General features: G+C 48.1%; 23 protein-coding genes. 14 read left to right on the top strand and 9 right to left on the bottom strand.

What is annotated here, in order from left to right:
* The first annotated feature begins 18 nt into the window (after positions 1-18).
* From IC230_RS08020 to xrtN, 4 genes are all read left to right on the top strand, one after another.
* Positions 19-681 carry a hypothetical protein gene (locus IC230_RS08020; RefSeq protein ID WP_191038448.1) on the top strand — a complete coding sequence of 221 codons (663 nt, stop codon included), beginning with the start codon at positions 19-21 and terminating at the stop codon, positions 679-681.
* Positions 678-977: a winged helix-turn-helix domain-containing protein gene (locus IC230_RS08015; RefSeq protein ID WP_191038447.1), complete on the top strand. Its 300-nt coding sequence runs from the start codon at positions 678-680 to the stop codon at positions 975-977. Before IC230_RS08020 ends, IC230_RS08015 begins: the two co-directional genes overlap by 4 nt.
* Before the next feature lie 82 nt (positions 978-1,059).
* Positions 1,060-3,696 (top strand): XrtN system VIT domain-containing protein, encoded by a 2,637-nt coding sequence (locus tag IC230_RS08010; protein ID WP_191038446.1) that lies wholly within the window; start codon positions 1,060-1,062, stop codon positions 3,694-3,696.
* Positions 3,683-4,765 carry an exosortase N gene (gene xrtN / locus IC230_RS08005; protein WP_191038445.1) on the top strand — a complete coding sequence of 361 codons (1,083 nt, stop codon included), beginning with the start codon at positions 3,683-3,685 and terminating at the stop codon, positions 4,763-4,765. The genes IC230_RS08010 and xrtN overlap by 14 nt, the downstream gene beginning before the upstream one ends.
* A gap of 53 nt (positions 4,766-4,818) precedes the next feature.
* Here the strand turns inward: xrtN and IC230_RS08000 are convergent, their stop codons facing one another.
* Together IC230_RS08000 and nhaD are read right to left on the bottom strand one after the other, a co-directional pair.
* Positions 4,819-5,526, bottom strand: a complete 708-nt coding sequence (locus tag IC230_RS08000) for a LolA-like protein (RefSeq protein WP_191038444.1) — start codon at positions 5,524-5,526, stop codon at positions 4,819-4,821.
* A gap of 145 nt (positions 5,527-5,671) precedes the next feature.
* The gene (gene nhaD / locus IC230_RS07995) at positions 5,672-6,967 is read right to left on the bottom strand and encodes a sodium:proton antiporter NhaD (protein WP_191038443.1); all 1,296 of its coding nucleotides are present in this window, start codon (positions 6,965-6,967) and stop codon (positions 5,672-5,674) included.
* Between the two features lie 75 nt (positions 6,968-7,042).
* Here nhaD and IC230_RS07990 point away from each other — a divergent pair, with 75 nt between their 5' ends.
* Positions 7,043-7,354: a hypothetical protein gene (locus tag IC230_RS07990; protein ID WP_191038442.1), complete on the top strand. Its 312-nt coding sequence runs from the start codon at positions 7,043-7,045 to the stop codon at positions 7,352-7,354.
* A 46-nt stretch (positions 7,355-7,400) separates the two neighbouring features.
* Here the strand turns inward: IC230_RS07990 and IC230_RS07985 are convergent, their stop codons facing one another.
* Together IC230_RS07985 and IC230_RS07980 are read right to left on the bottom strand one after the other, a co-directional pair.
* Positions 7,401-8,582 carry a cation:proton antiporter gene (locus IC230_RS07985; RefSeq protein ID WP_191038441.1) on the bottom strand — a complete coding sequence of 394 codons (1,182 nt, stop codon included), beginning with the start codon at positions 8,580-8,582 and terminating at the stop codon, positions 7,401-7,403.
* 101 nt (positions 8,583-8,683) lie between these two features.
* The gene (locus IC230_RS07980) at positions 8,684-9,565 is read right to left on the bottom strand and encodes a PE-PGRS family protein (protein ID WP_191038440.1); all 882 of its coding nucleotides are present in this window, start codon (positions 9,563-9,565) and stop codon (positions 8,684-8,686) included.
* A 507-nt stretch (positions 9,566-10,072) separates the two neighbouring features.
* Between IC230_RS07980 and IC230_RS07975 the strand changes: the two genes are divergently transcribed.
* Positions 10,073-11,293, top strand: coding sequence for an alpha/beta hydrolase family protein (locus IC230_RS07975; RefSeq protein ID WP_191038439.1), 1,221 nt, complete (start codon positions 10,073-10,075; stop codon positions 11,291-11,293).
* 132 nt (positions 11,294-11,425) lie between these two features.
* On the opposite strand, the gene IC230_RS07970 is transcribed toward IC230_RS07975, so the two are convergent.
* Entirely contained in the window at positions 11,426-13,732 is a 2,307-nt protein-coding gene (locus IC230_RS07970) for a PAS domain-containing sensor histidine kinase (protein ID WP_191038438.1), read from the bottom strand.
* Positions 13,733-13,946: 214 nt separating this feature from the next.
* Between IC230_RS07970 and IC230_RS07965 the strand changes: the two genes are divergently transcribed.
* The gene (locus IC230_RS07965; RefSeq protein ID WP_191038437.1) at positions 13,947-16,439 is read left to right on the top strand and encodes a S9 family peptidase; all 2,493 of its coding nucleotides are present in this window, start codon (positions 13,947-13,949) and stop codon (positions 16,437-16,439) included.
* 69 nt (positions 16,440-16,508) lie between these two features.
* Positions 16,509-17,150 carry a 3-keto-disaccharide hydrolase gene (locus IC230_RS07960; protein ID WP_191038436.1) on the top strand — a complete coding sequence of 214 codons (642 nt, stop codon included), beginning with the start codon at positions 16,509-16,511 and terminating at the stop codon, positions 17,148-17,150.
* A gap of 81 nt (positions 17,151-17,231) precedes the next feature.
* Here IC230_RS07960 and IC230_RS07955 read toward each other — a convergent pair whose 3' ends face one another.
* Complete coding sequence (locus IC230_RS07955; protein ID WP_191038435.1) at positions 17,232-18,173, bottom strand: glutaminyl-peptide cyclotransferase; 942 nt, start codon at positions 18,171-18,173, stop codon at positions 17,232-17,234.
* A 195-nt stretch (positions 18,174-18,368) separates the two neighbouring features.
* Complete coding sequence (locus IC230_RS07950; protein WP_191038434.1) at positions 18,369-19,355, bottom strand: gluconolaconase; 987 nt, start codon at positions 19,353-19,355, stop codon at positions 18,369-18,371.
* 147 nt (positions 19,356-19,502) lie between these two features.
* Here IC230_RS07950 and IC230_RS07945 point away from each other — a divergent pair, with 147 nt between their 5' ends.
* From IC230_RS07945 to IC230_RS07920, 6 genes are all read left to right on the top strand, one after another.
* Positions 19,503-19,865 (top strand): hypothetical protein, encoded by a 363-nt coding sequence (locus tag IC230_RS07945; protein ID WP_191038433.1) that lies wholly within the window; start codon positions 19,503-19,505, stop codon positions 19,863-19,865.
* Between the two features lie 116 nt (positions 19,866-19,981).
* The gene (queA, locus tag IC230_RS07940; protein ID WP_191038432.1) at positions 19,982-21,025 is read left to right on the top strand and encodes a tRNA preQ1(34) S-adenosylmethionine ribosyltransferase-isomerase QueA; all 1,044 of its coding nucleotides are present in this window, start codon (positions 19,982-19,984) and stop codon (positions 21,023-21,025) included.
* Between the two features lie 83 nt (positions 21,026-21,108).
* Complete coding sequence (locus tag IC230_RS07935; protein WP_317171776.1) at positions 21,109-21,825, top strand: 2-C-methyl-D-erythritol 4-phosphate cytidylyltransferase; 717 nt, start codon at positions 21,109-21,111, stop codon at positions 21,823-21,825.
* Positions 21,826-21,921: 96 nt separating this feature from the next.
* A complete protein-coding gene (gene meaB, locus IC230_RS07930) occupies positions 21,922-22,911 on the top strand; it encodes a methylmalonyl Co-A mutase-associated GTPase MeaB (RefSeq protein WP_191038431.1) in 990 nt (329 codons plus the stop codon).
* Between the two features lie 27 nt (positions 22,912-22,938).
* Positions 22,939-24,012, top strand: coding sequence for a plastocyanin/azurin family copper-binding protein (locus IC230_RS07925; protein ID WP_191038430.1), 1,074 nt, complete (start codon positions 22,939-22,941; stop codon positions 24,010-24,012).
* 58 nt (positions 24,013-24,070) lie between these two features.
* Positions 24,071-25,543 (top strand): PQQ-dependent sugar dehydrogenase, encoded by a 1,473-nt coding sequence (locus tag IC230_RS07920; RefSeq protein ID WP_191038429.1) that lies wholly within the window; start codon positions 24,071-24,073, stop codon positions 25,541-25,543.
* A gap of 75 nt (positions 25,544-25,618) precedes the next feature.
* On the opposite strand, the gene IC230_RS07915 is transcribed toward IC230_RS07920, so the two are convergent.
* Together IC230_RS07915 and IC230_RS07910 are read right to left on the bottom strand one after the other, a co-directional pair.
* On the bottom strand, positions 25,619-25,996 hold the full coding sequence (locus IC230_RS07915) for a hypothetical protein (RefSeq protein ID WP_191038428.1): 378 nt from the start codon (positions 25,994-25,996) through the stop codon (positions 25,619-25,621).
* Between the two features lie 48 nt (positions 25,997-26,044).
* Positions 26,045-26,551, bottom strand: a complete 507-nt coding sequence (locus IC230_RS07910; protein ID WP_191038427.1) for a hypothetical protein — start codon at positions 26,549-26,551, stop codon at positions 26,045-26,047.
* Positions 26,552-26,603: the final 52 nt, after the last annotated feature.

Raw genomic sequence — 26,603 nt, 5'->3', positions numbered from 1 at the left:
ACCGGTCACTCTTTACCCATGTACGAGTCACGCGAACATTTACAAACCCTGACGGAAATTCGCGGCCTGATGGAGCGTTCTTCCAAGTTTTTATCCTTGAGCGGCTTATCAGGCGTATCGGCCGGTATTATTGCCTTGATAGGAGCCGCCACGGTCTACATGCGCCGGCAAACGGGTTGGTCCAGCGCGATTAGTAACTATCAACTTAGTGATGCTCAATTATACACTGCTGACGCGCCAGATCACCAGGATGTCAAGCTATTTCTGGTAACTGTAGCGATTGTTGTATTAGTTTTAGCGCTACTATCGGGTACATATTTTACGGTCCGTAAAACTCGTCGTCTGGGGCAAAACGTCTGGAATGCTTCATCGAAACGACTGCTATGGGCCATAGCCATACCATTGGGTGCGGGTGGTGTTTTTTGCCTGTCCCTATTGCATTACAATCTGATCTGGCTGGCGTTTCCATCGACGCTAATTTTTTACGGACTAGCGCTGCTCAATGGCAGTAAATACACCCTGCGCGACGTAGAATCGCTGGCGTATTCTGAAATTGGGTTAGGGTTGGTGTCGCTATTCTGGCCAGGCTACAATTTGCTTGCGTGGTCCATTGGTTTTGGCGTCCTGCACATCGTGTACGGTCTGGCCATGTTTTACAAATATGAACGTACTACGTCATGAAATACGACTTGCTGGCTCAATTCAATAAAGCCTTTGAAAGCAAAGCGCGGCTCAGCATCATGTCGGTTCTGGTGGTCAATGAGTTTTTGAGTTTTAACGCGCTGAAAGAATTGCTCAGTCTGACCGATGGCAACCTGGCTACGCACCTGCGTGCGCTGGAGGAGTCGGGTTACGTAGCTGTGCAAAAACAGTTCATCGGCCGTAAACCCAATACTACGTTCTCAGCTACCCAAGCTGGTCAACAGGCTTTCACTGACCACCTGAACGCGCTGGAAGAATTCATCCGGAATATATAGTCGCCTATAAGGACATCGAGTTGTAAAATCTGATGATTTATTTTTTAGCTTCTTTTACTTTTAAAAACAAAGTACTTTTAACATGAAAATAGAAGATAATTTACCGTCTTTTCGATCTGCAGACGACACGTCGGTTGATCAACACGATCAGATTGATAGCAATCTGCCAGTCAATTATCGTCCATCTTTCCTGGCGCCATTCAATGACGCTACGTTCCAATTAGGATTTATTCTGCTTTCTTTATCCGCTACTCTGTTTTTGCTGTATGACATCCTGAGCGATCCACGGCGTGAGGCTGGTGGCAATGTGGGCATGATCATGATTCATTACGGATTGGCGGTTGGTTTTTCAATACTGCTACTCACGACAGGTTTTTACAAAACGGGTCGGGAAGATTACTGCGGCAGACGACCGACGCGATGGTTAGGGTTACTTCTTTGGCTTATTAGTGCTTACGCATTAAACCGGGAGATGGCCGTTTTTCAGCAATCCACAACCTGGCTGTGCTGGGCATTAGTCGCTATAGGGTTGGCAATGGTCGTTTATACGTGGAAAGAATCGTTATCCATACGAGGGCAGCAATTGCTTTACGCCGTATTCGCTTTCGGCTTTTTGCTCTTCGTTTATATGGCCTTCTATCTGGTTAAGCTATACCCAATTAGCGTTCCAATGCTTATCGGACTAGGGTTATCCATTCATACATTTGTTCCATTCGCTCTTGCGCTTGCGTTGGGTAAACGGCTCTGGATAGATACCCGGCAGGAAGAACATCTGCGGCCAGGCGTTACGGTTGGTTTGTGCGCAACCATCGCAGTCGTTTCCGTATTTCTGACGGGCTGGTTTCGAACACTAAACCGTATTGAACAAACCAAACAGGAAGCTACCATTCGTAAAACCAGCGATCTACCTGACTGGGTATTGGTTGCCCAACACCTAAAACCCGGCTGGATTACCGATCGATTACTTCTTAGTGGCCGTGTTTATGATCAAGGGCGCTTTTTCAGCGGCAGCAAATGGGGGCTAGGCAATCTGACCTCCTTAGACGATGTGAAGCGGCATGATCCGCTGGTTGTCATTGCATCGGTATTGCATCCGGCAAATGTTGTGTCGGACAAAGAGAAGCTAGCCTTATTGAAAATACGCTCCTCGGAACGACACGGAACCGAAGAGAAATTCTGGATGGGTCGACATTTGACGACGGAAGAAGTCGTATCACAGGTACGTATCTGGCCTCAATTCCGGCTAAGTTATACGGAGCAAACTGTTCGGATTCGGAATCAGGCACGTAATACAACCGAAGAAGCGCTATTTACTTTTCATTTGCCCGCCGGTTCAGCTGTATCCTCTATGTCGCTCTGGGTCAACGGTAAAGAAGAATCCGCTTATCTAACAACCGTCGCTAAAGCCGATTCGGCCTATCGTACTGTGGTTGATGTCCAGTCACGCGTTATGGCACGAGACCCCGCGGTCGTGTATTGGCAGGAAGGCAACCGCGTAACGGTACGTGTGTTTCCGTGTCGGGCGGGCGAAGATCGACGGGTGAAGCTGGGGATTACGTCACCGTTACGTCTCGAAAACAACACATTGGTGTATCAGAATCCTTATTTTGAAGGACCAGACGCAGAATCGGCTACTGAGTTAGTAAACATTGATTTTACCACCCCCCCTACCGATCTTAACGTTCCCTGGCTCTTCAGTAACCTCACCAATAACACCTTACGCCATCAGGGTGACTATAATCCCGACTGGGCATTACGTTTTCAGGCCCCGCCCTTATCGACAGAAGCGTTTGTTCTCGACGGTCGAACGTACCAGATGGAATTGTATCGGCCAACACTAGAGTCATTTACACCTACTGACGTATTTCTGGACGTAAATGTACAGTGGTCCGAGGCTGAATTTAGAACGGCTTATCAAGCTGCCGTCCAGGAGAAGAGTCGGGTGTGGGTTTTTATGGATGGGATGCACCAGCTTAGCGACCAAAATCTTGACGCTACGTATGAGCAGTTGAAAAGTCAGTCGTTCAGCCTGTTTCCGGTTTATCGGATTGCTAATCCGGAAACGTCTCTGCTAATCACGAAAGGAACACCAACATCACCTTTGCTAAGTGATTTACGCAATAGTCCATTCGCCGATCATTTTGGCCTGCTGGCGAAGCATGAAACGCCCATTCGCACTTTCTGCCTGAATCCTATGCCTTCACCTTATATCCAATCCCTAAATGAGCTTCGGGTGTTAAACGTAACACAAGGCACATCCGCTGATCTGGTACAGTTTCTAGGCCAAACGCATCAGTTTCCACACCATCCCGATCAAGCGGATCGAATCGTATTGTCTGGAGCGGGAGTTGCCATTCGAGAGCAGTTAAACACGGGAGTAGTCTCCTCTAAGGCACCGAATCATCTGGCCCGATTATTCAGCTATACCCATCTATTACAGCAGATTGGGCGACATTATTTTGTCAAAAACTATCAGACGGACACATTGATTACGGAAGCACAACGAGCAAATGTTGTGTCGCCCCTATCGAGCTTGATCGTCCTCGAAACCACCGCTGATTATGACCGATTCGGCATCAAAAAAGACCATTTGGGTCTCGATAACGCTACGTTTAAAGAAGAAGGTGCCGTACCCGAACCGCACGAATGGGCCATGCTTATTATGGTTTTAGGCTTGCTAAGCTATCTGAGCTGGAAAAAACACTATGCTCTACGCTGACCTGACTACGCTGCTTACGATTGCGCTCCTTTTATACGTTGCTTTTCTCAGAAACGCAGGGCGCAATCGCTGGATAAGTCGCCTGCTCGCTTTGCTGCTCTTATCTCCTGGCTTGCGCTACGTATCGGCGCTCTTTATGTTTCCAATCCGATTGCAACTAAGCGAATGGGCTGGCTATCTGATGCAATTAGCCGGATTGAACGTACGGACGGAAGGGAATATTCTGATCAAAGACAACGTCGAGATGGCTGTAGATCCTGCCTGTATGGGCCTACAGCTAACGGGTGTATCGTTGATCGTCGCGTTTTTTGCGCTGATCTGGCAGGAACAGGAAACCCGAAAAGCCGTATCACTCCAATGGGTAGTCGTGTACGGAATTACGGCTTTTGGCTTAACCATTTTCTGCAATCTGCTTCGGATTATAGTGCTTGTTCTATTCGAAGCCATGCCCGGTACCTGGCTGCATGAAGGCATCGGTTTACTCTGCGTTGCTCTCTATGCGTGGCTTCCCTGCTGGGGGCTAGCACGATGGCTGGTGTATGAAACTGGTCAACCAGAAAAGTCAATACATTTAACGCCAGCTGGAGTGATTAAATCAGTAAGCTGGGGAGTTGGTTTACTGGTAGCAGGTTTCGGGCTTATGACCTTTACGGCATTGCCGGCTGAGCCCGTCACGGATCTATGCCAATCCAAAAAATATACAGCATTGATTGGGAATAAATATGGCGACCTTACATGTCAGACACTTACGAATGGCTTTGTCAAACTATCGAAACCGGGCCTGTTGCTTTATGTAAAACCGCAGCTTGATTGGTTCAGCGCTGATCATAGTCCTATGGTTTGCTGGCAAGGTAGCGGTTACGATCTACGGCGCGTTCGCGAAGCTATGGTTGATGGCCACCCTGCCTACGCTGGCGAATTACACAAAAAAGGGCAGGTGCTGTATACAGCCTGGTGGTTCAGCAACGGGATTACGACAACGATCAGTCAATTGACTATGCGGAGCCGAATGCTACGTAGTGAAACTGGTTTTGTACTGATTAACGTAACAACAGACATGCTAAACTAAAAAAACCGCTGGTGCGTCACCAGCGGTTTTCCCATCACTCATGCATGTATTTTTTACTGAGTGAACTCTGAATCTTTCAGACCCTTGTTGATCTTTACGTTATCGACCGACATTGTCATGGGGCCGCGTGGCGACTGCTGGCCGAGTGTCATCGGAAACTTGATGCCGTTCGTTTCTTTATAATCTGAATAGGTTGTCGTGTTCGTCATTTCGCCCTGTGGCGATTTGCTGGTCACGATCGACTGGACTTTCAGACCGGTTGCTACGTCAAAATTATCTGTCCAGGTAGCCGATCCATCAGCGGTCGTATGGCTGAGTTTGTAGGTGTCTTTTCCGTCTATTTTTTCGGGGCCAACCAGGGTAGTTTTTACGCCATTTTCGGCGTAATGGAGTTCAGGAAAAAGCGTACTCATTGCCGTCATCTGCTGAGCCGCAGCGCCGTCGAGTGTGCGGCTTCCCTGCATACCGCCCATGACTACTTTCGATCCATCGCCCGTTTGTTTCATCACTTCCATGCCGTTGGCGTTGATGACCATCGAGAATTTGTTGGGCATTTTCTGTTTGCGGGTAATGATGATGGCCGTACCGTTCATATCGGACGACATATTCGTCGTTAGGTCAGTGACCTTCATCAGCGCATCTTTGCCACCGATGGCCGCAACATATTTGTCCATCACCTCTTCAGCCGTAGGTGTCGACTGAGCCATTGTCAGTTGCCAGCTAGTGGCTAACAGACCTACACAGAGTAGTATTTTTCTCATGGTTTTGGTTGACTGTTTTTTGCCAAAGGTAACGTATCAGATATAAAACAGCAAAAAGTTTTAAACTATTGATTTACAAATAATTAACTCAACAATAAATTTATATCCCTACTTATGTACTCATCGTAACCACCCAGATAAAACGTTATTGAAGCAGAGCAAACATACCCAGGTATACTGTCGCACCCGCTACGTAGCCAAGTAAGGCCAACCAGCTTATTTTTCGAAGATACCAGCCAAATTCCAGTTTTTCCATACCCATAACGGCTACTCCCGCTGCTGAACCAATCAGTAATAAACTACCGCCCGTTCCCGCGCAATAGGCCAGAAGTTGCCATAACTTAGCATCCGTCGGATAGGTTTGCAGGTCATACATCCCCATAGATGCAGCAACAATCGGTACGTTATCCACTACCGCCGATACAACCCCAATAAGCAGCACGATGATATCCAGATTGCCTACCAGTTGGTTTAGCGATCCAGCCAGGTTCTGTAAAATACCGCTGACTTCCAGCGAACCAACGGATAGCAGAATACCCAGAAAAAACAATATACTCGATGTATCAATCCGACTGAGCGCATAAGCTGCCGTGAATTTCTGGCGTTCAGATTCGTCCTTGTCACTATGAATCAGTTCAGACACTACCCAGATCGCTCCCAGGACCAGCATCATGCCCATATACGGAGGCAAATGAGTCAGCGTCTTGAAAATGGGCACGAACAGCATTCCTCCCAAGCCAACGGCCAGCATGATCCGACGATCGCGTCGGGCTACAGGCGTTACGTATGGGCGGCTAATCCCCTGCCTGGCTGTTGCTTTCTCGGTCTGTTCTTCCGGTTCATAGATACGGGTGAGCAGGAAAAGCGGTATAACCATCGACACCAGGCTGGGCAGAAATAAGGATCGTATACTACTAACCGTTGTAATCTGCCCACCTATCCACAGCATCGTTGTTGTTACGTCGCCAATGGGAGACCAGACTCCTCCTGCATTGGAGGCAATAATAATCATGCCCGCAACGATACGTCGCTGTTCAGCATTCCGAATCAGTTTCCGAGCTACGGATACCATCACAATGGACGTAGTGAGGTTATCTAACAGAGCCGATAAAAAGAACGCCAGCAAACTGATGATCCAGAGCAAAGTTCGGAGATTACGACTGGCAATGCGATCGGTAATGAGTGTGAAGCCATCGTGAACATCAATCAGTTCCACAACGGTCATAGCTCCCAAGAGAAAGAATAGAATTTCGGCCGTACTGGCTAACTGTTCGCTCAGGTGATGCACAACGGATTCTGAGTCGGTAACCAATACTGAGTAGGCAGTCCAGCAGAGTACGCCCGTGATCAGAGCCGTAGCCGTTTTATTAATTCGGATTGGATGTTCAAGCGTGATTACTATATATCCGGCAATAAATAGGCTAATTAGGATTATGTTCATAGAGGAAACAGACAACTCAACCGTTAATGAATACTTTTGGTCTGTTGATTGTTCGTAGTATATAAACCAATAGGCATGTTTGTCGTTCGCATTTCTTCGTTACGTCCCGATGGTATGGCGCTGTTTCCATTCATTTTGGTACGGAAACCCAACCCTGGTCCGGTGCTGTTAAACCACGAGCGAATTCACCTACGGCAACAGGCCGAATTAGGTATCGTACCATTTTATTTGTGGTACGTTCTGGAGTATCTGATTCGTCGGTTTCAGTACCGCGATCATTACCTGGCTTACCGAAACATCTGCTTTGAGCGCGAAGCCTTTACGAATGACGAAGATTTAACGTACCTCAAAAACCGATCTTTCTGGGGATTCTGGCGGTATTTATGAATGATGAATGATGCTACAAAAAATAATCGCTCCGGCGACCCGGTCATCATTCATCATTCATGATTTTCTTACCTCCCAGTACACCGGCCATAACGACCAGAGAGGATAAAACAACGACCAGGATAGGGATGCCTTCGCGAAAACCAAGCAGTCGGAGATCTTCGGGAATATTCAGATAAAGCAAAACAGTGATCAGGCCCCGCGGAGCAATCCAGAGCAACGGGCCGGACGGGCCACGATACGTTAGCTGCAGAACAACCCAGCGCCAGGCAACAACCACACCGACAAACAAGGCACCAACGATCAGCGCATCCATGTCAATCAAGGTGCTGGGAATGGCTGCATAACCTAAGATCAGAAAGAAGAACGTACGGACTACAAAAGCCCCCTCCGCCGTAAGATTTTTCAGTTGTTCAAGTTCTTTTTCAAACAGATCATTTTTCAAGATTCGGCTCAATCGTCCCCGAATAAACAGTTCCGTATTGTTCAGAAACAGGCCGAAAATCAGAATCAGCAGCAGCGACGACAGGTGGTTAATTTCAGCCAGCGCGTAGACCAGGAACAGCACGGAAATAATCGGCAGAAACTTGATACGGTGATTGATACGTCCGATCAGGTAGAGCAGCAAAAAGCAGCATCCCAGTGAAATCAATGCCATTACCAGCGTATCCCGCGTGAACGACCAAACTGCTCCTAAAACCGAATTACGGCTCAGTAGCAGAAAGTTATAAGCCATAATACCCAAAATACTGGCAAAGGCTGACTCATACACGGCAAACGTCTGCTGCCCAGATGACAGGTTTGCTACGGTCTGAACAGTTACGGTACTGCTGATAATAGAAAATGGCAACGCAGCGATCAGGCAATGGTAAAAGGAATCATTCAGTAGCAGATACAGCATACTGGCCATCAGCAGGGTTCCACCCAGAATCGATAGCAGCGAAGCTAGTAATGTTCGACGTAGCACGCTCAGATTATCACCATGCAGCTCCAGATTGAGGCCCCCTTCCAACACGATCAGGATCAGCCCTAACGTACCAAGCGTCGGCAGGATTGCATTGATATACGGTACCTGTACGTTAAAATACGCGGTTGCCTGCCGGGTCAGGATACCCAGCAACAGCAGCAGCAAAACAGAGGGTGTTTTGAATCGGCTGCTGAATAAATCAAAAGCATAGGAAATCAATACCGACAAACTCAGCACTATAATCAGAATCGATGAATCCATGCGGTAAAATAAACGAATAAGTCGTAAGGTAGTAAGTCATCGACACGAAAGTCTACTCCGTGTACAGCCACTTACTACCCTACGACTCTTACTGTAAAGACTTATTTCTTGGCGTAATAATACAGATTCACCGAGGCCACACTTGCTCGTTCGCTAATGGTAAAAAAGCCTCTGCCGTCTTTATCGAAACAAACTGCTTCGCCCTGCGGCTCCAGGCGGACAACCAGTTGGCGACTGGTTCCGCGTTGTAGCGCATCCGGTATTGATTGACCGCTGGTACGTTTCCAGTAATAAAGCTGCGAATACGTCCGCACCAGAATTTCGCTCCCATCAGGCGAAATGGCAGCCGCCGTTACGTAGTTAGCCAGTCCTCCGCCCAGCGGTAGTTCGCCCAACGCTTCTGCAACGGTGACTTCGTTGATATTCTGTGGGTAGTTTAACCGGTATAAACGTACTTTATCTTCCCGCTTTGAGATAATGTAGATGTCCTTTGTCTGCGGATCAACAAACATAGCTTCGGCATCGCGAGAACCATCGGGATAACGGAAATTGATCCGTTCAACACCCGATACCGTTGCCTGTAGGGAAGCCGGCTCGGGCAATCGATAAATCTGGTAGAGTGGATACTGCGCGTTATTATCGCCAATATCACCGATGTAGAGGTAGTTGACACCGTCCTTCGGGCCGGGTCCAATGGTCATTTCTTCCCAGTCCCGGTTCGTTGCGCCCGGAATGTTGATTTTCCCCTTCACGCTGCCATCATAGCCCAATAGCGCTAGTTCAGATGGGCTGCCACTATCCTGCTCGATCCAGAGATTGCCGGGCTGACTGCGGCTGTCGGCGATACCCGAGGCTTCATCGATCTGGCCCGGCGTAACAGCAGCGACGGTTGGATCGGAAGCAAATTGAGCCTCGTTTGGCTTGACATCCAGCTTACAGGAGACCGTCGTCAGTAAACTAAGCAGCAAAATGGAAAGACGCATACGTTTATTTAAGGTTGATTCTGCTGCCAAAGTAACGAAACAACCGACAGAATAGTGAGTATAGAATCAATTAACCTATTTACCGTCAACGAATCCGACAACGGCTTTCTAATCACTTTTATGCAGAGTTTGACGGTGTAACCTATTCCTACGGTCTACAACTTATTTTTCGGCAGGTCTGGTAAAACCCATACGTTCTTCTTCAACAAACGCTTAAATCCGAGGACGATGGACTTAATCCGGTGGTATTTGTGACCTCCTCTATAGTTTGTAAACCATCTGTTATTTATATTGCCCCCTGAAAATCAGTCCTGATTATCTGCCTGAAATCCTGCTGTATTTTTCTTGTGGATAATTATTGTTGCTTCGCGCTCAGCCGCTTTATCCGTTAACTATAGATGCCAGTAGCAGGCTTTTATACCTGTTATGGTTTGCGTTGCCTTTTTGTGTAGTAGTTCATTTCTCTCTTTTTTAACCAATTTCTTATCGTTCAAACCTTACATTGTCATGATTTTCCAGAAAACCATTCGCTTGTGGCATCAGGTAGCTGCTACGTTACTGATTGTCTTTTTTGTATCGGGCTGTATCAATGTTATTCGGGAAGACCATCCCCAGTATACGTACCTGGTCAGCAGCAGCAAAGTAGTTGATATTCCCATTCAATCGCTGAGCGCCATTGTTGGCCAAACAAACCCGACTTACCTTCCTTTGTTAAAGTACGGTATTGGTGCCTACAGAATAGTGTACAAAACCAAGAATTGGGACGGCAGCACCGTACAGGCATCCGGCTTATTACTAATCCCGGATTCGCCCACGCCAGTGCCTATGATCAGCCAGCAGCACGGCACTATTTTCGATGATGCCGACGCACCGTCCTACTTTGGTCCAAACAGCGAGGCCCGTCAGTTTTCTACCATTTTTGCGTCCAACGGGTACATCATTGCCTGCCCGGATTATATCGGTTTCGGGGCCTCAAAAAACCTGATTCATACCTACGAGCATAAGAACAGTCTGGCACAAGCCAGCCTCGACATGCTACGGGCCTCCCGGGAGCTTCTTCAGGTAAACGCGCCAACCAAATGGGATTCGCGCCTGTATCTGGCGGGTTATTCTGAGGGTGGTTACGCTACCATGTCGCTGTACAAAAAGATGCAGGAAGAAGTACCAACGGAGTTTAATTTAAAAGCTGTATCTGCCGGGGCAGGTGCTTACGACAAAACGAATTTCACGAAAGCCGTTGTAGCTGCCCCTGTACTCCCGACAACCGTAGAATGGAACCGGGCATTTCTTTGGGTACTGCTCACGTACAATGACATTTACCCGACACTACGTCGTCCGCTGAGTTACTATTTCAAACCTCAGTACTTGAACGATATTCAGACCAACCGGCAACTGGCTTCCATAAGCGGTCCTTTTGGTGATGCGTTAACCGATCAATTCAAGCTGGGGGTTCTGACGGGCGCAGATCCTGCTTTTACAGCCGCATTAGCCGACAACGACAACTATGACTGGAAGCCCCGTATTCCTTTGTTACTTACCCACGGCGACCAGGACCCGCAGGTTTATGTTCTGAATACGCTTAGTGCTGCGCAGGCCATGATTGTAAAGAATGGAGCGAATCAGAATGCGCCGATCGTCATTCCGAATATAAAAAATGGCCAGACTCACGCTACGACAATTCCTCTCTGGCTGAACGATACCTTTACCCTTTTTAAAACAGTTTTGTAAGCGCCCCTTCTGAGCTTTTTATACGTAAATCCTTCTTGGAAGACTTGATTTTGTTTAGATCAAGTCTTCCAAGAAGGATTTACGATTTTAACGATCAGGCCTCTCCGACTTCAAAACGTTTACGTAGTTGGTCTACGCAGGCAAAGCAACATGAAACGTAGCACCTTCACCCGGACGTCCGTCAGCCTGAATATAGCCGTGATGGTTTTCGATAACTTTCTGCACGATAGCCAGGCCAATACCGGTTCCCTGATATTCGCTCCGATTGTGTAACCGCTGAAACACCTGGAAAATACGCTCTGCCTGACGCGGATCGAAGCCAATACCGTTATCAGTCACCTCAATCAGGTAAAACGGTTGGTCAGCATCCGTAGGCGCTACTGCCAATTCGGGTATGTTTCGTCCATATACGTGCTGGGCGGTAATGGATATAGCGGGGGCGGGAGCCATTGGATCCGTCCTGGTAAATTTCAATGCATTGCTGATCAGGTTTTGAAAAAGCTGACGTAGCTGAGCCGCGTCAGCCTTCGAAATAGTGGGGAGCTGCCCAACCGTTATAACGGCCTGTTTGTCTGAAATAGCCGTTTCGATATCCATAAGCACATCACGCACAATCTGATTCAGGTCAACCGGCCCGATGGTTTCCCGTCTTGTCGCAATCCGCGAATAAGCCAGTACGTCTTTAATCAGGATCTGCATCCGGGAGGCTGCTGACTGCATCCGCTGAATGATGTCGGCTCCGCTCTCATCGATAACCGATGCATATTGCGACTGGAGAATATCGCCAAACGCCTGAATCTTACGGAGTGGTTCCTGCAAATCGTGGCTGGCTACGTAGGCAAACTGCTCCAGATTTTTATTGGAGCGCTGCAAACTGACAACCGACTTTTCTAATTGCTGCTGGAGTTTCTTGAGAGGTGTGTAATCGCCGAACGTAACGAGAACCTCATCGCCTAATTTGGTAGCCATAATGTCGAGCCACACATCAATTCCACTGCCATCATAATGAAAGTCGAAGCGCTGCGACTCGCCCGTAATGTAGGTCTTGTAATAAACGTCGAACAGACCGTTCGTTTTGTAATCAGGAAACCACTGGCTACCCAGCGCTCCTACAACCGCTTCGGGCTCCTGACCTACATAGGAGGCTAGCTGCCGATTGGCTACCCGAAACCGAAAATCAATTACTTCGCCCGCTTCGTTACGTACCGGACTAAACAGAAAAATACCGGTCTGGCTAGTATCGATGATCGTTTGTAGTTCCGTTGCAAAGGCTTCTAAACGTTGCTGAAGTTTTTTGAGATCCGTGTAATCCGAAAACGTTATCAGCACATCGTCGCCCAGCTTCGTTGCTGTAATACTTATCCAGAAATCAACGTCATCTGTTTTATAATGAAAATTAAAATGCTGCGTTCGGCCCGTTTCGTAAATAACCACGTAGCGGTTGAACAAGCCATTTTGTAAGTAGTTCGGGAACCAGTCACTGACCCGTTTCCCGATAAGTACATCGGGCTCCTGACCTACGTAACTCGCCAGCATCTGGTTAGCCATGCGGAACTGAAAATCAACAATTTGCCCTGTTTCATTCCATACCGGATGAATTAGGTAGATGCCCACCTGCGCCGAATCGATGACCGTTCGTAACTGATCAGCGGATTGTTCCAAAGCTTGTTGTGCTTTTCGGTTTTCGCTACTATCTGTATACGTAACGGTGAGGCCATCGCCAAAGGGAACAAGCGACATATCGTACCAGGATTCGGCCGCTCCACCCGGATATTTGGTATGAATACGCCGGGATTCGCGCGTTTCGGCAACCTGCACATACTGATCAAATAAACCTGACTCCCGAACACCCGGAAATAGCTGAAGTATTTGGTTACCGACAATTTCACGGACAGACCGTTGACGGATTGTTGCCCCCATCTGATTGATCACGATCACGACAAAGTCAATGATCGCTCCGTTCTCATCGCGCACAGCCTGCAACGCTTTGATCCCACTCGATGAACTATCTAATACGCTGTTAAGCAGATTAGCCTGTTGGCTATTGATTTGCTCAGCTGCTTTTAGCGCCGATATATTACGCGTTACGCTTAGAACGCCGTCGCCTAGCTTAGTTCGATTAATTAATAGCCAGCTATTTAGCTTTTCATTGAAATAACTGAACTCCTGCGGCTGGTTGGCTTCCAGTACGGTACAGAGATCCCGGAACGTTTTTTCAGATTCTGCCTGTTCATGCCCGTTATCCCCCAGTACCAACGTACCTGTGTTTACCTGATAAACACCTTTCGCCATTGCCTGCGCCTTCTGATTGGCATACTCTATTTTTAAGTTGATCACTCGATTTGCCTGATCACGAATCGCCCGCATCCAGATGACCGCATCGGGTAAGGCATCAAGCAGTTCGGTCAATACAACATCAGTAGGCTGGGCGGTCAGCATCAGAAGCTATTGTTAGTTGAAAGAATGGGGCGCGAAGTTACATTAATCAGTATATATTCATCTCTATTGATACTTTACTTCTTACTAACCGGAAGTCAGTATCGGTTTGCGGGAGAAATTAACCAAAAGTTTACCTGTTTTCATGGCTTATACCCGTTCTCTGCTCATTTAACCGTATTTTTAATTCTTCATTCAACAAATCAACTTTCAGCTCATGCTTATAAACGTACAAGCAGCGTTTCGAAGAAGATTACTCCTTTCTCTTGTTTTTTCAGTCACCTTTCTTCAGGCGGCCCATACGCAGGACACACCTACGTATCAAACACCCCCTAAGCAATTAGCCGACTTGGTGACGGTGCCACTGACGCCAACCGTTAGCGTTAATGGCAAAGGCGATATGATGCTGATCCTAGAACAGGCAGCATCCCCCACTATCGCCGAGTTATCGCAGCCCGAACTAAAACTAGCCGGTTTACGGCTGAATCCAGCAACGAACGGCCCCAGTCGCGTACGGTATGCAACGGGTTTGAAACTAAAAAAGTTGATGGATAAAAACGAGGTGGCGGTAACGGGCATTCAGCCCGGCGGCAGCTCAATCCTCGTTAGCTATGCGCAGTGGTCGCCCGATGACACTAAAATCGCGTTCGCTAACACGACCGATACGCAGATCGACTTGTATGTGCTTGACGTTGCTACGGCCGTTGCCAAAAAAGTGGGAACAACGGCCATCAACGCTACGTTGGGTGTGCCTTTTCGCTGGGTATCTGATAGCAAAAGCCTGATTGTGAAGACTGTTCCTGCCGGACGTGCCAAAGCTCCCGAAGTTAGCCGGGTTCCGGGCGGTCCAACCACGCAGGAGAACGTTAGTGGCAAGCGGGGTCAGGCACCAACGTATCAGGATCTGCTCAAGAACGCATCCGACGAGCAGCAATTTGCGTATTATACTACCTCACAGGTTGTGCGGCTAAGTCTCGATGGTCAGGCTACGCCGATTGGTCAGCCAGGAATCGTTGCCACAGCCGATCCATCACCGAATGGCCAGTACGTTCTAGTCGAAACGGTTCATACACCCTTTTCGTATCTGGTACCCGTGAATCGCTTTCCGCGCAAAACCGATGTGTATGCGATTGGTGGCGCTCTCGCCAAAACGCTGAATGATAGCCCGTTGCAGGAAAGCGTACCGTACAGTCGTGATGGTGCTCCAACGGGACCTCGGGAATTTGCCTGGCGCGCAGATGCACCGGCTTCCGTTTATTACACGGTGGCGCAGGATAATGGAGACCCAAAGGTGAAGGCCGATATTCGCGACAAGGTATATCTGACCGAGGCTCCTTTCTCAGCTCAACCGAAAGAAATTTATGCGGCCCAGTATCGATTCGAGAATTTTGACTGGGGAACCGAATCGGTGGCGCTGGCTACGGAACAGTGGTGGCAGACGCGTAAAAGCCTTGTTAAAACAGTCAACCCTGGCAACTGGCAAACAGCCGTTCTATTTGATCGGTCGTACGAAGATCGGTACAGCAATCCAGGACAACCTGATACCCGACGCAACCAGTACGGACGCGAGGTGCTGAACGTATTGCCCAATAACGAAATCATGATGATCAACGGACAGGGGGCTTCGCCGGAAGGTGACCGTCCGTTCGTGAGCCTGCTGAATCTGACGACGAAAAAAAGCCGTGAACTCTGGCGTTCGGCTGCTCCCTATTTCGAGCGACCCATAACGGTGCTCGACGCTACCAAGCAGGCGATTCTGACCACGCGTGAAACGCCTGATGAACAGCCAAATTACTACGTTCGTAACCTGAAAGCCCGCATTGCCCCTATTCAGGTAACCCAGTTTGCTCACCCTTACCCGCAGTTGAAAGGGGTACAAAAACAGCAGCTTCGGTACAAACGTAACGACGGTGTCGAACTTACCGCTACGCTTTATTTGCCAGCTGATTATAAAAAAGAAAAAGGGCCGCTACCAACATTCCTGTGGGCTTATCCAGCGGAGTTTAAAAGCAAGGATGCCGCCAGTCAGATTTCGGGATCGCCGTATCAATTCAACCGAATCAGTTACTGGGGCGCTGCGGCTTTCGTGACGATGGGTTACGCTATTTTAGACAACGCCAGCATTCCGATTGTGGGTGAGGGCGACCGGGAGCCGAACGATACGTATGTTGAACAGTTGGTCGCCAGTGCTAAAGCGGCTATTGATGAGGGGGTTCGACTAGGCGTGGTTGATTCGAGTCGGGTTGGCGTAGGTGGTCACTCATACGGTGCGTTCATGACGGCGAACCTGCTGTCGCACAGTAATCTGTTTAAAGCCGGAATTGCCCGTAGCGGTGCCTATAACCGGACCCTAACGCCGTTTGGTTTCCAGAATGAACAACGGTCGTACTGGCAGGCTGCGGATGTTTACAATAAAATGTCTCCCTTCATGAATGCGAATAAAGTGAAAACGCCTTTACTGCTCATTCATGGCGAAGCGGACAACAACACGGGTACGTTCCCGATTCAGTCGGAGCGCTATTACAATGCTCTCAAAGGATTCGGTGCTACTACCCGTCTTGTAATGCTGCCCTACGAAAGCCATCACTATGATTCCAAAGAGTCGCTGCTGCACATGTTGTGGGAAATGAATGGCTGGCTGGATAAATACGTCAAAAATCCGGTTGCTACCTCCGCTAACCGGGCTGGTCAAGCCGGTAGCAGCAAATAGCGCTGGTTAGTTTTATCAACCGTTTTGCTTTACTGAATGAGTTATATCCAAACACAACTCATTATCTGCATGAAAACTCGCCTGACACTGGTAGCTGCAACGTTGCTGCTTGGTTTTTGTATTAGTTTTATCAGTCATCCGAAAGCCGATGGCTGGGTCAGTATTTTTGATGGAAAGACGTTTAACGGCTGGAAAATCACGGAAGAGAGCCCCAGTACGTTTAGCATTCAGGATGGCGCGATTGTCGTTGCCGGACCACGCGCTCATTTGTTTTACGAGGGGCCGGTAGGTAATCACAATTTCAAGAATTTTGAATGGAAAGCGCAGGTGAAAACCATGCCGGGTTCAAACTCCGGTATGTTTATTCATACGGCGTACCAGCCATCGGGCTGGCCATCCAAAGGCTACGAAATTCAAGTGAACCAAACGCATACCGACTGGCGCAAGACGGGCAGCGTTTACGGCCTTCAGGACGTAAAAGAAGTCTTTGTTAAGGATGATGAGTGGTATACCGAGCACATTATCGTGCAGGGTAAAAAAGTGACCATCAAGCTGAACGATAAGACAATCAACGAGTACATGGAGCCCGACAGCATCAGTAACGGGAAATCCGCGAAAAAGCTCAGCACGGGCACTGTTGCGCTGCAAGGTCATGACCCCAAGAGCAAAGTCTTTTACAAAGACATTATGATTAAGGTATTGCCAAATTAAAATAGCCAAGGGCATTGAAGTAAGGGCAGAGGAACAAGGGCCGGGTTTTTACCCAATGCCCCTACCCCTCTGCCCTTTGCTTTACCTAAACCGCTGAATGCTGAAGTCCCGCGCATTAGCGTTCTCGCCGATGCGGGCATTAAGGGTGAAAATCTGGTTATTAACCGCTACACTGGTGGTTGCCCCCAAATAGCCATCAGCATCATACTTCAGAATTGAAGCCGTTTGCCAGTTGTCCGTACTTCGTACCTGAGCTACCCGATTGCCGCCTGTCACTACGTATAAATCTCCGTTGAGAAAGGTTATGCCATCGCCGGGTAACGCACTGCCAATGAGTACTTCTGTAATGGCGTTTCCGTTCATTAAATCAACTTTATACAGCTTTCCCTGGCCCGTATTCGCTACAATCAGGTAGCCATTGGGATGGTAAGCAATACCGTTCAGGCCAAAGGTAGGGCTAGCGAATTTAACGTTATCTCTCGCTAATACGCTGGCCGTTCCGTCGGGTGCAACTTTATAAATGACGGGCGAGAACGAGTCCGTTACGTAGGCCGTGCCATCAGGGGCAAGAGTTACATCGTTGGCAAAGTTTGGTTCATCGGCTGGTATCAGCGCATCTAAATCCGACCGGCGTTCCAATGCACGGGTCGTCAAATTAAACACCAGTAATTCGGCTGTCTGACGAGTGCTCGCCGATGTGCTCTTAATCGAACGACCCTGGTCGCCAACGCAAACAAATACCCGGTTACCAGCCACTTTCATACCGATTCCGCTAATCAGTTCAGGAGCCGACAGCAAATCTTCGTACTGTCCACTGGTACTTACTGTACCGATTTTTCCGAACGGAATAGAGGTAACCAGAAATCGGTCCAGTTGAGCCGAATAGGCAATTCCCTCCGGGTACTGACGTTCAGCCACAAAATTGATTCGCTCCGGAAACGAAGCATTCGGGCTCAGAGCATGATCTTCACAGCCGAGTAGACCCATGCCGACTACGGCACAGACAACGTAATGTAGTTTCATAATGATTGAGATTATTTTGTCGTTATAACATAAAATGTATTAACACATTATGATAATTGTCTGACCAGCAGATTTGTTTATTTTTTTTAATGAGATTTTAATAAGCTGATAAATAGCAGCGTTTAACCTCGCTCAAACGATTGAAAGTAGATGGCGTATTGTGGATTTTTCTACGGCTGTCTTGCCTGAACCGTTTCACTTGAACTGCTTGATACTGTACGTACTGGCTTGTAGCAAACTTGGATTTTTGGCCGCCACTGCCGCGCTGACTTCTTCAATTCGCGCGTTCAGCGTATAAATTTTATTCTCGGCTACAACATTCGTCGTGGCCTGATCGTAACCAGTCTGATCCGTTTTTACAATAGTGGCCGTTTTCCAGCCGTCTGAGCTGCGCACCTGCGATACTTTATTCCGCCCATTTACTACGTACAAATCATTTTCATACAGTATCATACCATCGCCGTTGAGTAACGTAACTCCCGTTATTTCGAAAACTTTGCTTGGGTCACTCAGATCAACTTTAAACAGTTTTCCGTCATTCGATTTCACGACAATCAGGTAGTTATCAGGGTGGTAAACAATTCCGTTTAAGTTGATCCCCTGCGTTCCGGCGAATTTTGAATCGTTAACAAAAATGCTGGCCTGGGTTGTATCGTTAGGGATTTTGTAGATGACTGGGGCAAACGAATCCGTTACGTACGCATTCCCCTGTGCATCGAACGCGATGTCATTGGCATAATGATTCGCAGTTGGCAATAACGCAGCCAGGTTAATCCGACGCTGGTTCTGACCCGTGTTGAGATCATAGATAAATAATCCGGCTGTTTTGAGCGTGGTTTGAGCGGTGCTTTTTTCAGAAATACCCTGATCACCATTGCACACGTACAATTTTCCATCACGTATTTTCATACCAACGCCACTAATCAGTTGACTATCAGTAATAAACTCGAGATAATGGCCCTTTTCGTCCACTTTTCCTACTTTACCCTGAGTCAGCGAGCTAATTAAAAATTGACCCGTTGTGGACGTAAACGCAATCCCTTCGGGATACTGGCGTGTGGCGGAGAAAGCAATACGTTCGGGAATGAGCGAAGCATTAAATTCAGGGTCATACGTATTACAAGCGGCAAGACATACACTTACGAAAACCAGTTTACAGGCCGACCGAATTGTATTTATCATAAGAGGTTATATTGGTTTATCTACGTAAGACTATACGGCATCGGAATGTTTTACAGGGCCAGGTCATTCACAAAACCAGGCAACGGTAAACCATCCGTCTGGTTTTGAGTTGTATGGCTACACTGAGTGCTTAATATTGCTACGATCATGAAACATTTCACCACCTTAACCGAAGCGATGGAAGACCTTCGGAGTCGCGGTTATACACACGAGTTCGGACCGAAAAAAGACTTTCTGGAAGAGAAAAGCACAGAGACCAAATTAAAGAGTGAAGAATTCAACGTCGATGAGTTCCATCGTTTTGAAGGCACCTCGGACCCCGGCGATGAAATGACGTTATATGCTATTACAGCCTCGAATGGCATGAAAGGTGTTTTCGTCTCTGCACAAGGCACTTATGCCAACGAAGTATCTTCTGAATTGATGGCAAAATTCAACGTTTCTGATCGGGCGCATGTTAACACCGATGGCGCCGTCAAGCCAATCGACCCCGTTGAAACGCACCAATAAGTTATTTTTACGATATTTGCAAGAAAAACAGCCCGGAGATGTACATTTTTCCGGGTTTTTTACTATATTTGCGGCCTTTATAAAAAACGCATTGTTCTTTTTCGTGCTGATATACCATGAAGTTATCCGAATTTAAGTTTGATTTACCCGAAAGTCTAATTGCCAAATACCCAGTTGAGCGGGGTGAATCGCGGCTGATGGTCGTTGATCGAAAAGCCAAGACCATTGAACACAAACAGTTTTCGGATATACTGAGCTATTTTGATAATGGTGATGTAATGGTTATCAACAATACTAAAGTATTTCCGGCAAGACTCTACGGCAATAAAGAAAAAACAGGTGCCAAAATCGAAGTTTTTCTGCTCCGTGAGTTGAACCGCGAAATGAAGCTTTGGGACGTATTAGTAGACCCAGCCCGCAAGATTCGCGTTGGCAATAAGCTTTATTTCGGCGATAGCGATCTGGTTGCCGAAGTCATTGACAATACAACCTCGCGTGGCCGTACCATTCGTTTTCTGTTCGACGGTAATCACGAAGAATTCATGAAAGCCGTGGACGAACTGGGTGAAATGCCGATTCCACGCGAAATCAACCGGGAGGCCGAAACAGCCGACCGTGACGATTATCAAACGGTTTTTGCGCAACATGTCGGTGCTGTAGCGGCTCCAACTGCTGGCCTTCATTTTACCCGCGCGATGATGAAGCGTATGGAAATTAAGGGTATCGATTTCGCTCCAATTACGTTGCACGTTGGTTTAGGTACGTTCCGTCAGGTGGATGTTGAAGACCTGACCAAGCATAAAACCGATTCCGAGAACTATCGTATTCCCGAGGAATCAGCTCAGATCGTTAATACGGCTCTTGATGCGGGCAAGCGGGTGTGCGCCATTGGTACTACGTCGCTGAAAGCGATCGAATCGTCGGTATCGGCTAACAGTCGTTTAAAACCCGTTGAAGGTTGGACGGATCGTTTTATTTTCCCGCCTTACGATTTCAAGATTGCGAATTCATTACTGACGAATCTGCACTTGCCGGAATCAATTCTGATTATGATAACCAGTGCCTTTGGTGGCCATGAACTGATTAAAGAAGCCTATCAGCAAGCCATCAAAGAAAAATACCGGTTCTTTAGCTATGGCGATGCTATGCTGATAATTTAAATCAGCCAGTTGGTTCGTCAGTGGATCAATGAGTACTTTTGAGGGGCTGGAAAGCCCCTCATTTTTTTAGAACAGATTGACTCGTGAACTCGCAGCCTGACCAATTATTTGCCATTATCGTTGCCGGAGGAAGCGGTAGTCGAATGAAGTCGGATGTGCCTAAGCAATTTTTGCTGCTCAACGGCAAACCTATTCTTCAGCACACTATAGAGCGATTTCTGGCAATCTCGTCCCCCGGCGATCAGCCAGGCCAGCGAACAGCGATTCAACTTATTCTTGTGTTACCGGCAAGCGATTTCACAACCTGGCAAGCCCTGTGCGAACAGCACAATTTCCACCCTCCTGTTCAGATGGTTGCTGGCGGAGCTACGCGCTTTCAGTCGGTACGTAATGGTTTAAACGCCATTGATGCTGTGAAGGGATTGGTTGCTGTACATGATGGTGTTCGCCCGTTTGTGTCGCCTACTATTATTCAAAGCAGCTTTGAGACAGCCGCCCGTACGGGTTCGGCGGTTACGTGCGTTCCGGTAAAAGATTCGGTTCGGGTGGTCACTGCTGACGGTGTGAGCCAGGCGGTTGATCGCGCTCAGTATCGCCTGGTGCAGACCCCCCAAACCTTCGCGCTAAATTTGTTTCGGCAGGCTTTTCAGATCAAGGAGCAACCTTTCTTCACTGATTGTGCGAGTGTTATGGAATACTCCGGGTTCCCAATTACCTTAATAGAAGGATCTTACGACAATATAAAGATTACTACGCCAGATGACCTAAGACAGCCCGGCGGTTCAGCAGACTATAGCTGATCGGTAGGTTAATCACATGTTTAACGAAAGCGAACGACGAAATCCAGTCAATCCATAAATCCGCTAAATCCCGGCTACGTCGGCAGTCCGATCTGAATGCGCCCCCGACTCTCTCTCGATCAGTACGTTAACGGTATTCTCAGTGGCGATCATCTGCTGCTGAGTCGGGCCATTACGTTGGTTGAAAGCCGCCGGGCAGACGATCAACGGCTGGCTCAGGACGTATTGAAGGCAATTTTACCCAAAACTGGCCATTCGGTACGTATCGGAATCACGGGGGTTCCGGGGGTTGGCAAAAGCACCTTTATTGAAGCGTTTGGTACGTATCTCACGACACTCGGTCACCGATTAGCGATCTTAACGGTTGATCCAACCAGTCAACGTTCCGGAGGCAGTTTATTGGGCGACAAAACACGCATGGAAACGCTATCCATGAATCCAAACGCGTATGTTCGCCCCTCTCCTGCCGGTAATTCATTAGGCGGTGTAACCCATCATACCCGAGAAACTATGCTTCTCTGTGAAGCAGCTGGATTCGACGTACTACTTGTTGAAACAGTTGGTGTAGGCCAGTCTGAGACGGTTGTTTATGATATGGTCGATTTCTTCCTGCTGCTCATGCTGGCTGGTGCTGGCGATGAGTTGCAGGGCATGAAAAGAGGCATTATGGAACTGGCGGACACGTTGGTTATCACCAAAGCAGACGGTACTAATCAGACAGCTGCCAACCGCGCCCGCGTTGAGTACCAGAACGCACTGCATCTTTTTCCGCCTACCGGCACAGGTTGGTTTCCGCCCGTATTAACCTGTTCGGCTTTAACAAACACAGGCATAACCGACGTCTGGTCAAGCATTCAGACTCATCAGCAGCTTACGAGTCAGAATGGCTATAGAAACCGCAGACGGCAGAATCAACAGTTAGCGTGGTTTCGATCATTACTACGTCAACAGCTTGAACAGCGATTTTATGCACAACCTTATCTCCGCAGTCAGCTCGAAGTTCTTGAAGAGCAGGTTCAGAAGGGTGATCTGTTGCCGGTCACTGCCGTGCAGACACTATTGAGTCTTGCACCAGATTCACGTTAGAGTCAGTACTTTTTTGCTTTTATAGATATGTGCAGATTTTTATGTCTATTGGGTGTACTGCTTTCGTCGCTAACCGTACAAGCCCAACGCGATACGTCCATTACCATTTCGTCGGTAGGTGGGTTACAGTTCGACCAAAAACGTCTGATTATCAAGCCGAACACTCGTCTGAAACTTATCCTTGAGAACAAAGACGACATGGAGCACAACCTCGTTGTAACGCGACCTAATTCGCGGCTACGCGTGGTTGAGTTTGCGCTGGCATTAGGGAGTAAAGGCCCGGCACAACACCACGTACCGATTATGGAGGAGGTGCTGGCGCATACGGTGAGCGTTGAGCCGGGTCGTACCGATTCGCTAACCGTTATGTTGCCTGAAGGTGCTTATCCGTTCGTCTGTACCTATCCGGGACACGGTTCCGTCATGTATGGCGTTATCTACGCCACTAACGAGCCCAAGCGTCTGCCCCCGCCCAAGCAGGATTTGAACATTCCTAACCCAAACCGCACAGCCGAAACGGCTCACGAACACCACCAACCGGCCGCATCAGGGCATCCCTACCCGCTGAAACTTCCGGCAGTTTATCGAACCTTCATGCCCGATTGTGGCCCGGCAGCTATTGCTGTAGGCTTACCCAGTGCTGACGGTGTCCAGTCGTATGTGTTCGATGCGGGCCAATGCCGGTTACGCTATGCCTGGTCGGGTGGGTTTGTTGATAATGCCGAGCAGTGGGACGGCAAAGGGCAGCGATTCACTAAAGTTGTGGGTGAGATTTATTTTCGGGATACGGATCAATTTCCGTGGCGCGTGGGTAAGACGTCCACATCGCCCCAGTTTAAAGGGTATCGACTCGTCAATCGGTATCCTGAGTTCCGCTACGTAGTGAATGGCGTTGACGTGCGTGAGTTAATCAAACCATTGGCTACCGGTCGTGGGCTTATTCGCACGTTTACACTCAGTGCGACAAAACAGCCTATTTTCTTCCTTGTTTCTGCACAACCTGGCATTCGCCTGAAATCATCGGTTGGGAATTTACAATATGGTGAAGTAAGTCTACCGCCTGGCACGCGTCAATTCACGTTGACCATGTCAACAAACTGATTCTTTTGGATTTAGAACGTAGTAGCCATACGATCGAGCATCTTTTCCTATCGTCATTATGTTAGCGTCCATTCTTCTTTCTACGCTCCTTTCCGTTTTTCCAGCCGATACCATTTCGGATTATTACGAAATCGAGACGATTCCGACTCCGCCTGGTTTGGTCGCCGAAACGGGTGGTTTGTCGTTCTTACCCGATGGGCGCATGGCCGCCTGTTTCCACCGGGGGGAAGTAATGCTGTATAATCCCAAAACTAAAACCTGGAAACTTTTTGCGGAAGGTTTACATGATCCACTGGGCGTATTAGCACTCAGCAACAAAGAGTTACTAATTGTTCAGCGTCCTGAACTGACTCGGGTAACCGACACCAACGGCGATGGCGTCGCTGACCTGTATGAAACGGTAACGGATCAGTTTGGTATGTCGGGAAATTATCATGAGTTTGCTTTCGGCCCCGTGCGCGATACAAAAGGGAATCTTTATTTCAGTCTCAACACCGCTTCTAATGGGGCGGGTATTCGCGATGAAGTGCGTGGGCAGTACGATGCACTGGGAAGACAGGGACGTATGTACGCCTGTGTACCCTACCGGGGATGGGTTATGCAACTCACAGTTGATGGCAAATTAAAACCCTATGCCAGCGGTTTTCGATCGCCTAATGGCATCGGCTTTGATGCAAAAGGACGACTGTTCGTTACGGACAATCAGGGCGACTGGCTGGGAACCAGCAAACTATATCATGTTGAAGAAGGGAAGTTTTATGGTCATCCGACCAGCTTGGTCTGGCGACCAGGTTTTCCGGCTATAGATCCCTTGACTTTGCCTGTACCAACTCTGGATAGTATGCGCACAGTAGAAAGTGTAGCGTTTCCACACGAGATCATGGCTCATTCACCAACCCAGCTTGTTGTTGATAATACCGGTGGAAAATTTGGTCCGTTCACGGGTCAGTTATTTGTCGGCGAGATGGACTTTGCGCACTTACTACGTATTCTGCCCGACGAGGTAGATGGTCAGATTCAGGGGGCCTGTGTTCCGTTTTTCGACAAGGCAGGTTCAGATGGGGTAGCGTTACGTATCGGAAACAATCGGCTGGCTTTCGCTCCCGACGGAAGTTTGTATCTGGGTCAGGCCGATCATGGCTGGCTGGGTGATCGAGGAATTCAGCGTATACGGTACAAAGGTGGCAACCCACTCGATATTACGGCAATGAAACTAACACCAACCGGTTTCGATCTAACGTTTACCCAACCGCTCGACGAATCTACCGCCCGCGACTTGGCTAATTATCGTTTCCGAAGCTACTATTATGAATATCATCAAGCGTATGGTTCTCCACAGAAGGATGTGCAGACGGTAAACGTCTCTGACGTTACGTTATCAGCTGACCGTAAAACAGTGTCGCTGAAACTGGCCGAGCTAAAACCCAAGCGAATTTACGAATTGACCCTGGGTAAGCTACAGGCCAATAACGGTCAGAAAAAAATTATGAATCACTTCGTTTGTTACACATTAAATCGTTTGGCAAAGTGAATCATAAGAAACGGGTTCTATCAATAGCCTGAAGCCACTAATAGAACCCGTTTCTTGTATTAATCAACTTAGTTACTACGCATTTCCGAGTGTACGTTCTGGCTCGTTTGCCCGAGTAGCGGGAACGTTTTCATCAGCCGAAAGCTGATTCCAGTTAGCATCAGTCGTAGTAGAGTCATCGTCGGTTACTGGAGCCTGACCCCAGGAAGCGCGTTTCGACTCCTCAATGTCCTCACTTGTAATGTCATCACCTGCCTCTGCATCGACCTCAGCTTTAGCAGCATCGCCTGGTACGTCGGTATCGTTGCTATCAGCGACCCGTGAAGGCAATTCGTTATCCAGATTCTTATCATTTAGTTGAGCCAGTGCGGGGGGGATACCCATCGTATTGTGCATGGCCTGAGCCGCAAACGACTCTGTACTTTCTTTGCGGGATTTGCTACTTACGCTCATAACGTTGATTTGTTAAGTGGTTGAGAATTAGTAAAAAAAGTCTTTTGGTCAATACGTAGGCTTATTGTTTAGATCCGTACCCGTTTCAGCGACATCATCATGCTCTTTCTGGGTCGTCTCTTCAGTCAATTTATCTTCGTTCTTTTCTTTAGCCGCTTCCTGCGCTTTGGGCGTTTCTACTTCATCAGCCGAACCATAATCGTCAGGTCCGTGGGTCGTTACATCTACCGTAGCGGTGTTCGTTTTTGAGTCACCAGCAACAGCGGAATCAAGCCCTTCCTGGGTTACTTCCATCGTGCTATTAGCGTTATCGCCCATGCGCAGAACTCCGTTCTTGCTATCCATATCCGTACTTCCTATACCCCGGTTGTTACGACCATCTTGGCCACCGCGTACCTGAGTGCTATCAAGACCATTAGCCGAATTTTCCTGTTCGAACCGATTTTTATTGTCTTCGTTCGGCCGATCAGCATCGGTATCATCTGAGCCAAAGGGCCCATCAGTCCGTCCAGTGATCTGGGCGTCATCGCGTTCTACATCGTTTTCGTCTTCCATGATTTTGAGTACGTTAATTATGTAGAATAACTGTCCTTGCGGCAAAAAGTTT

The organism is Spirosoma validum (assembly GCF_014699035.1).
Lineage (GTDB): Bacteria > Bacteroidota > Bacteroidia > Cytophagales > Spirosomataceae > Spirosoma > Spirosoma validum.
The sequence above is the reverse complement of the archived record's forward strand: the minus strand, read 5'-3'. Positions and strand labels throughout refer to the sequence as shown.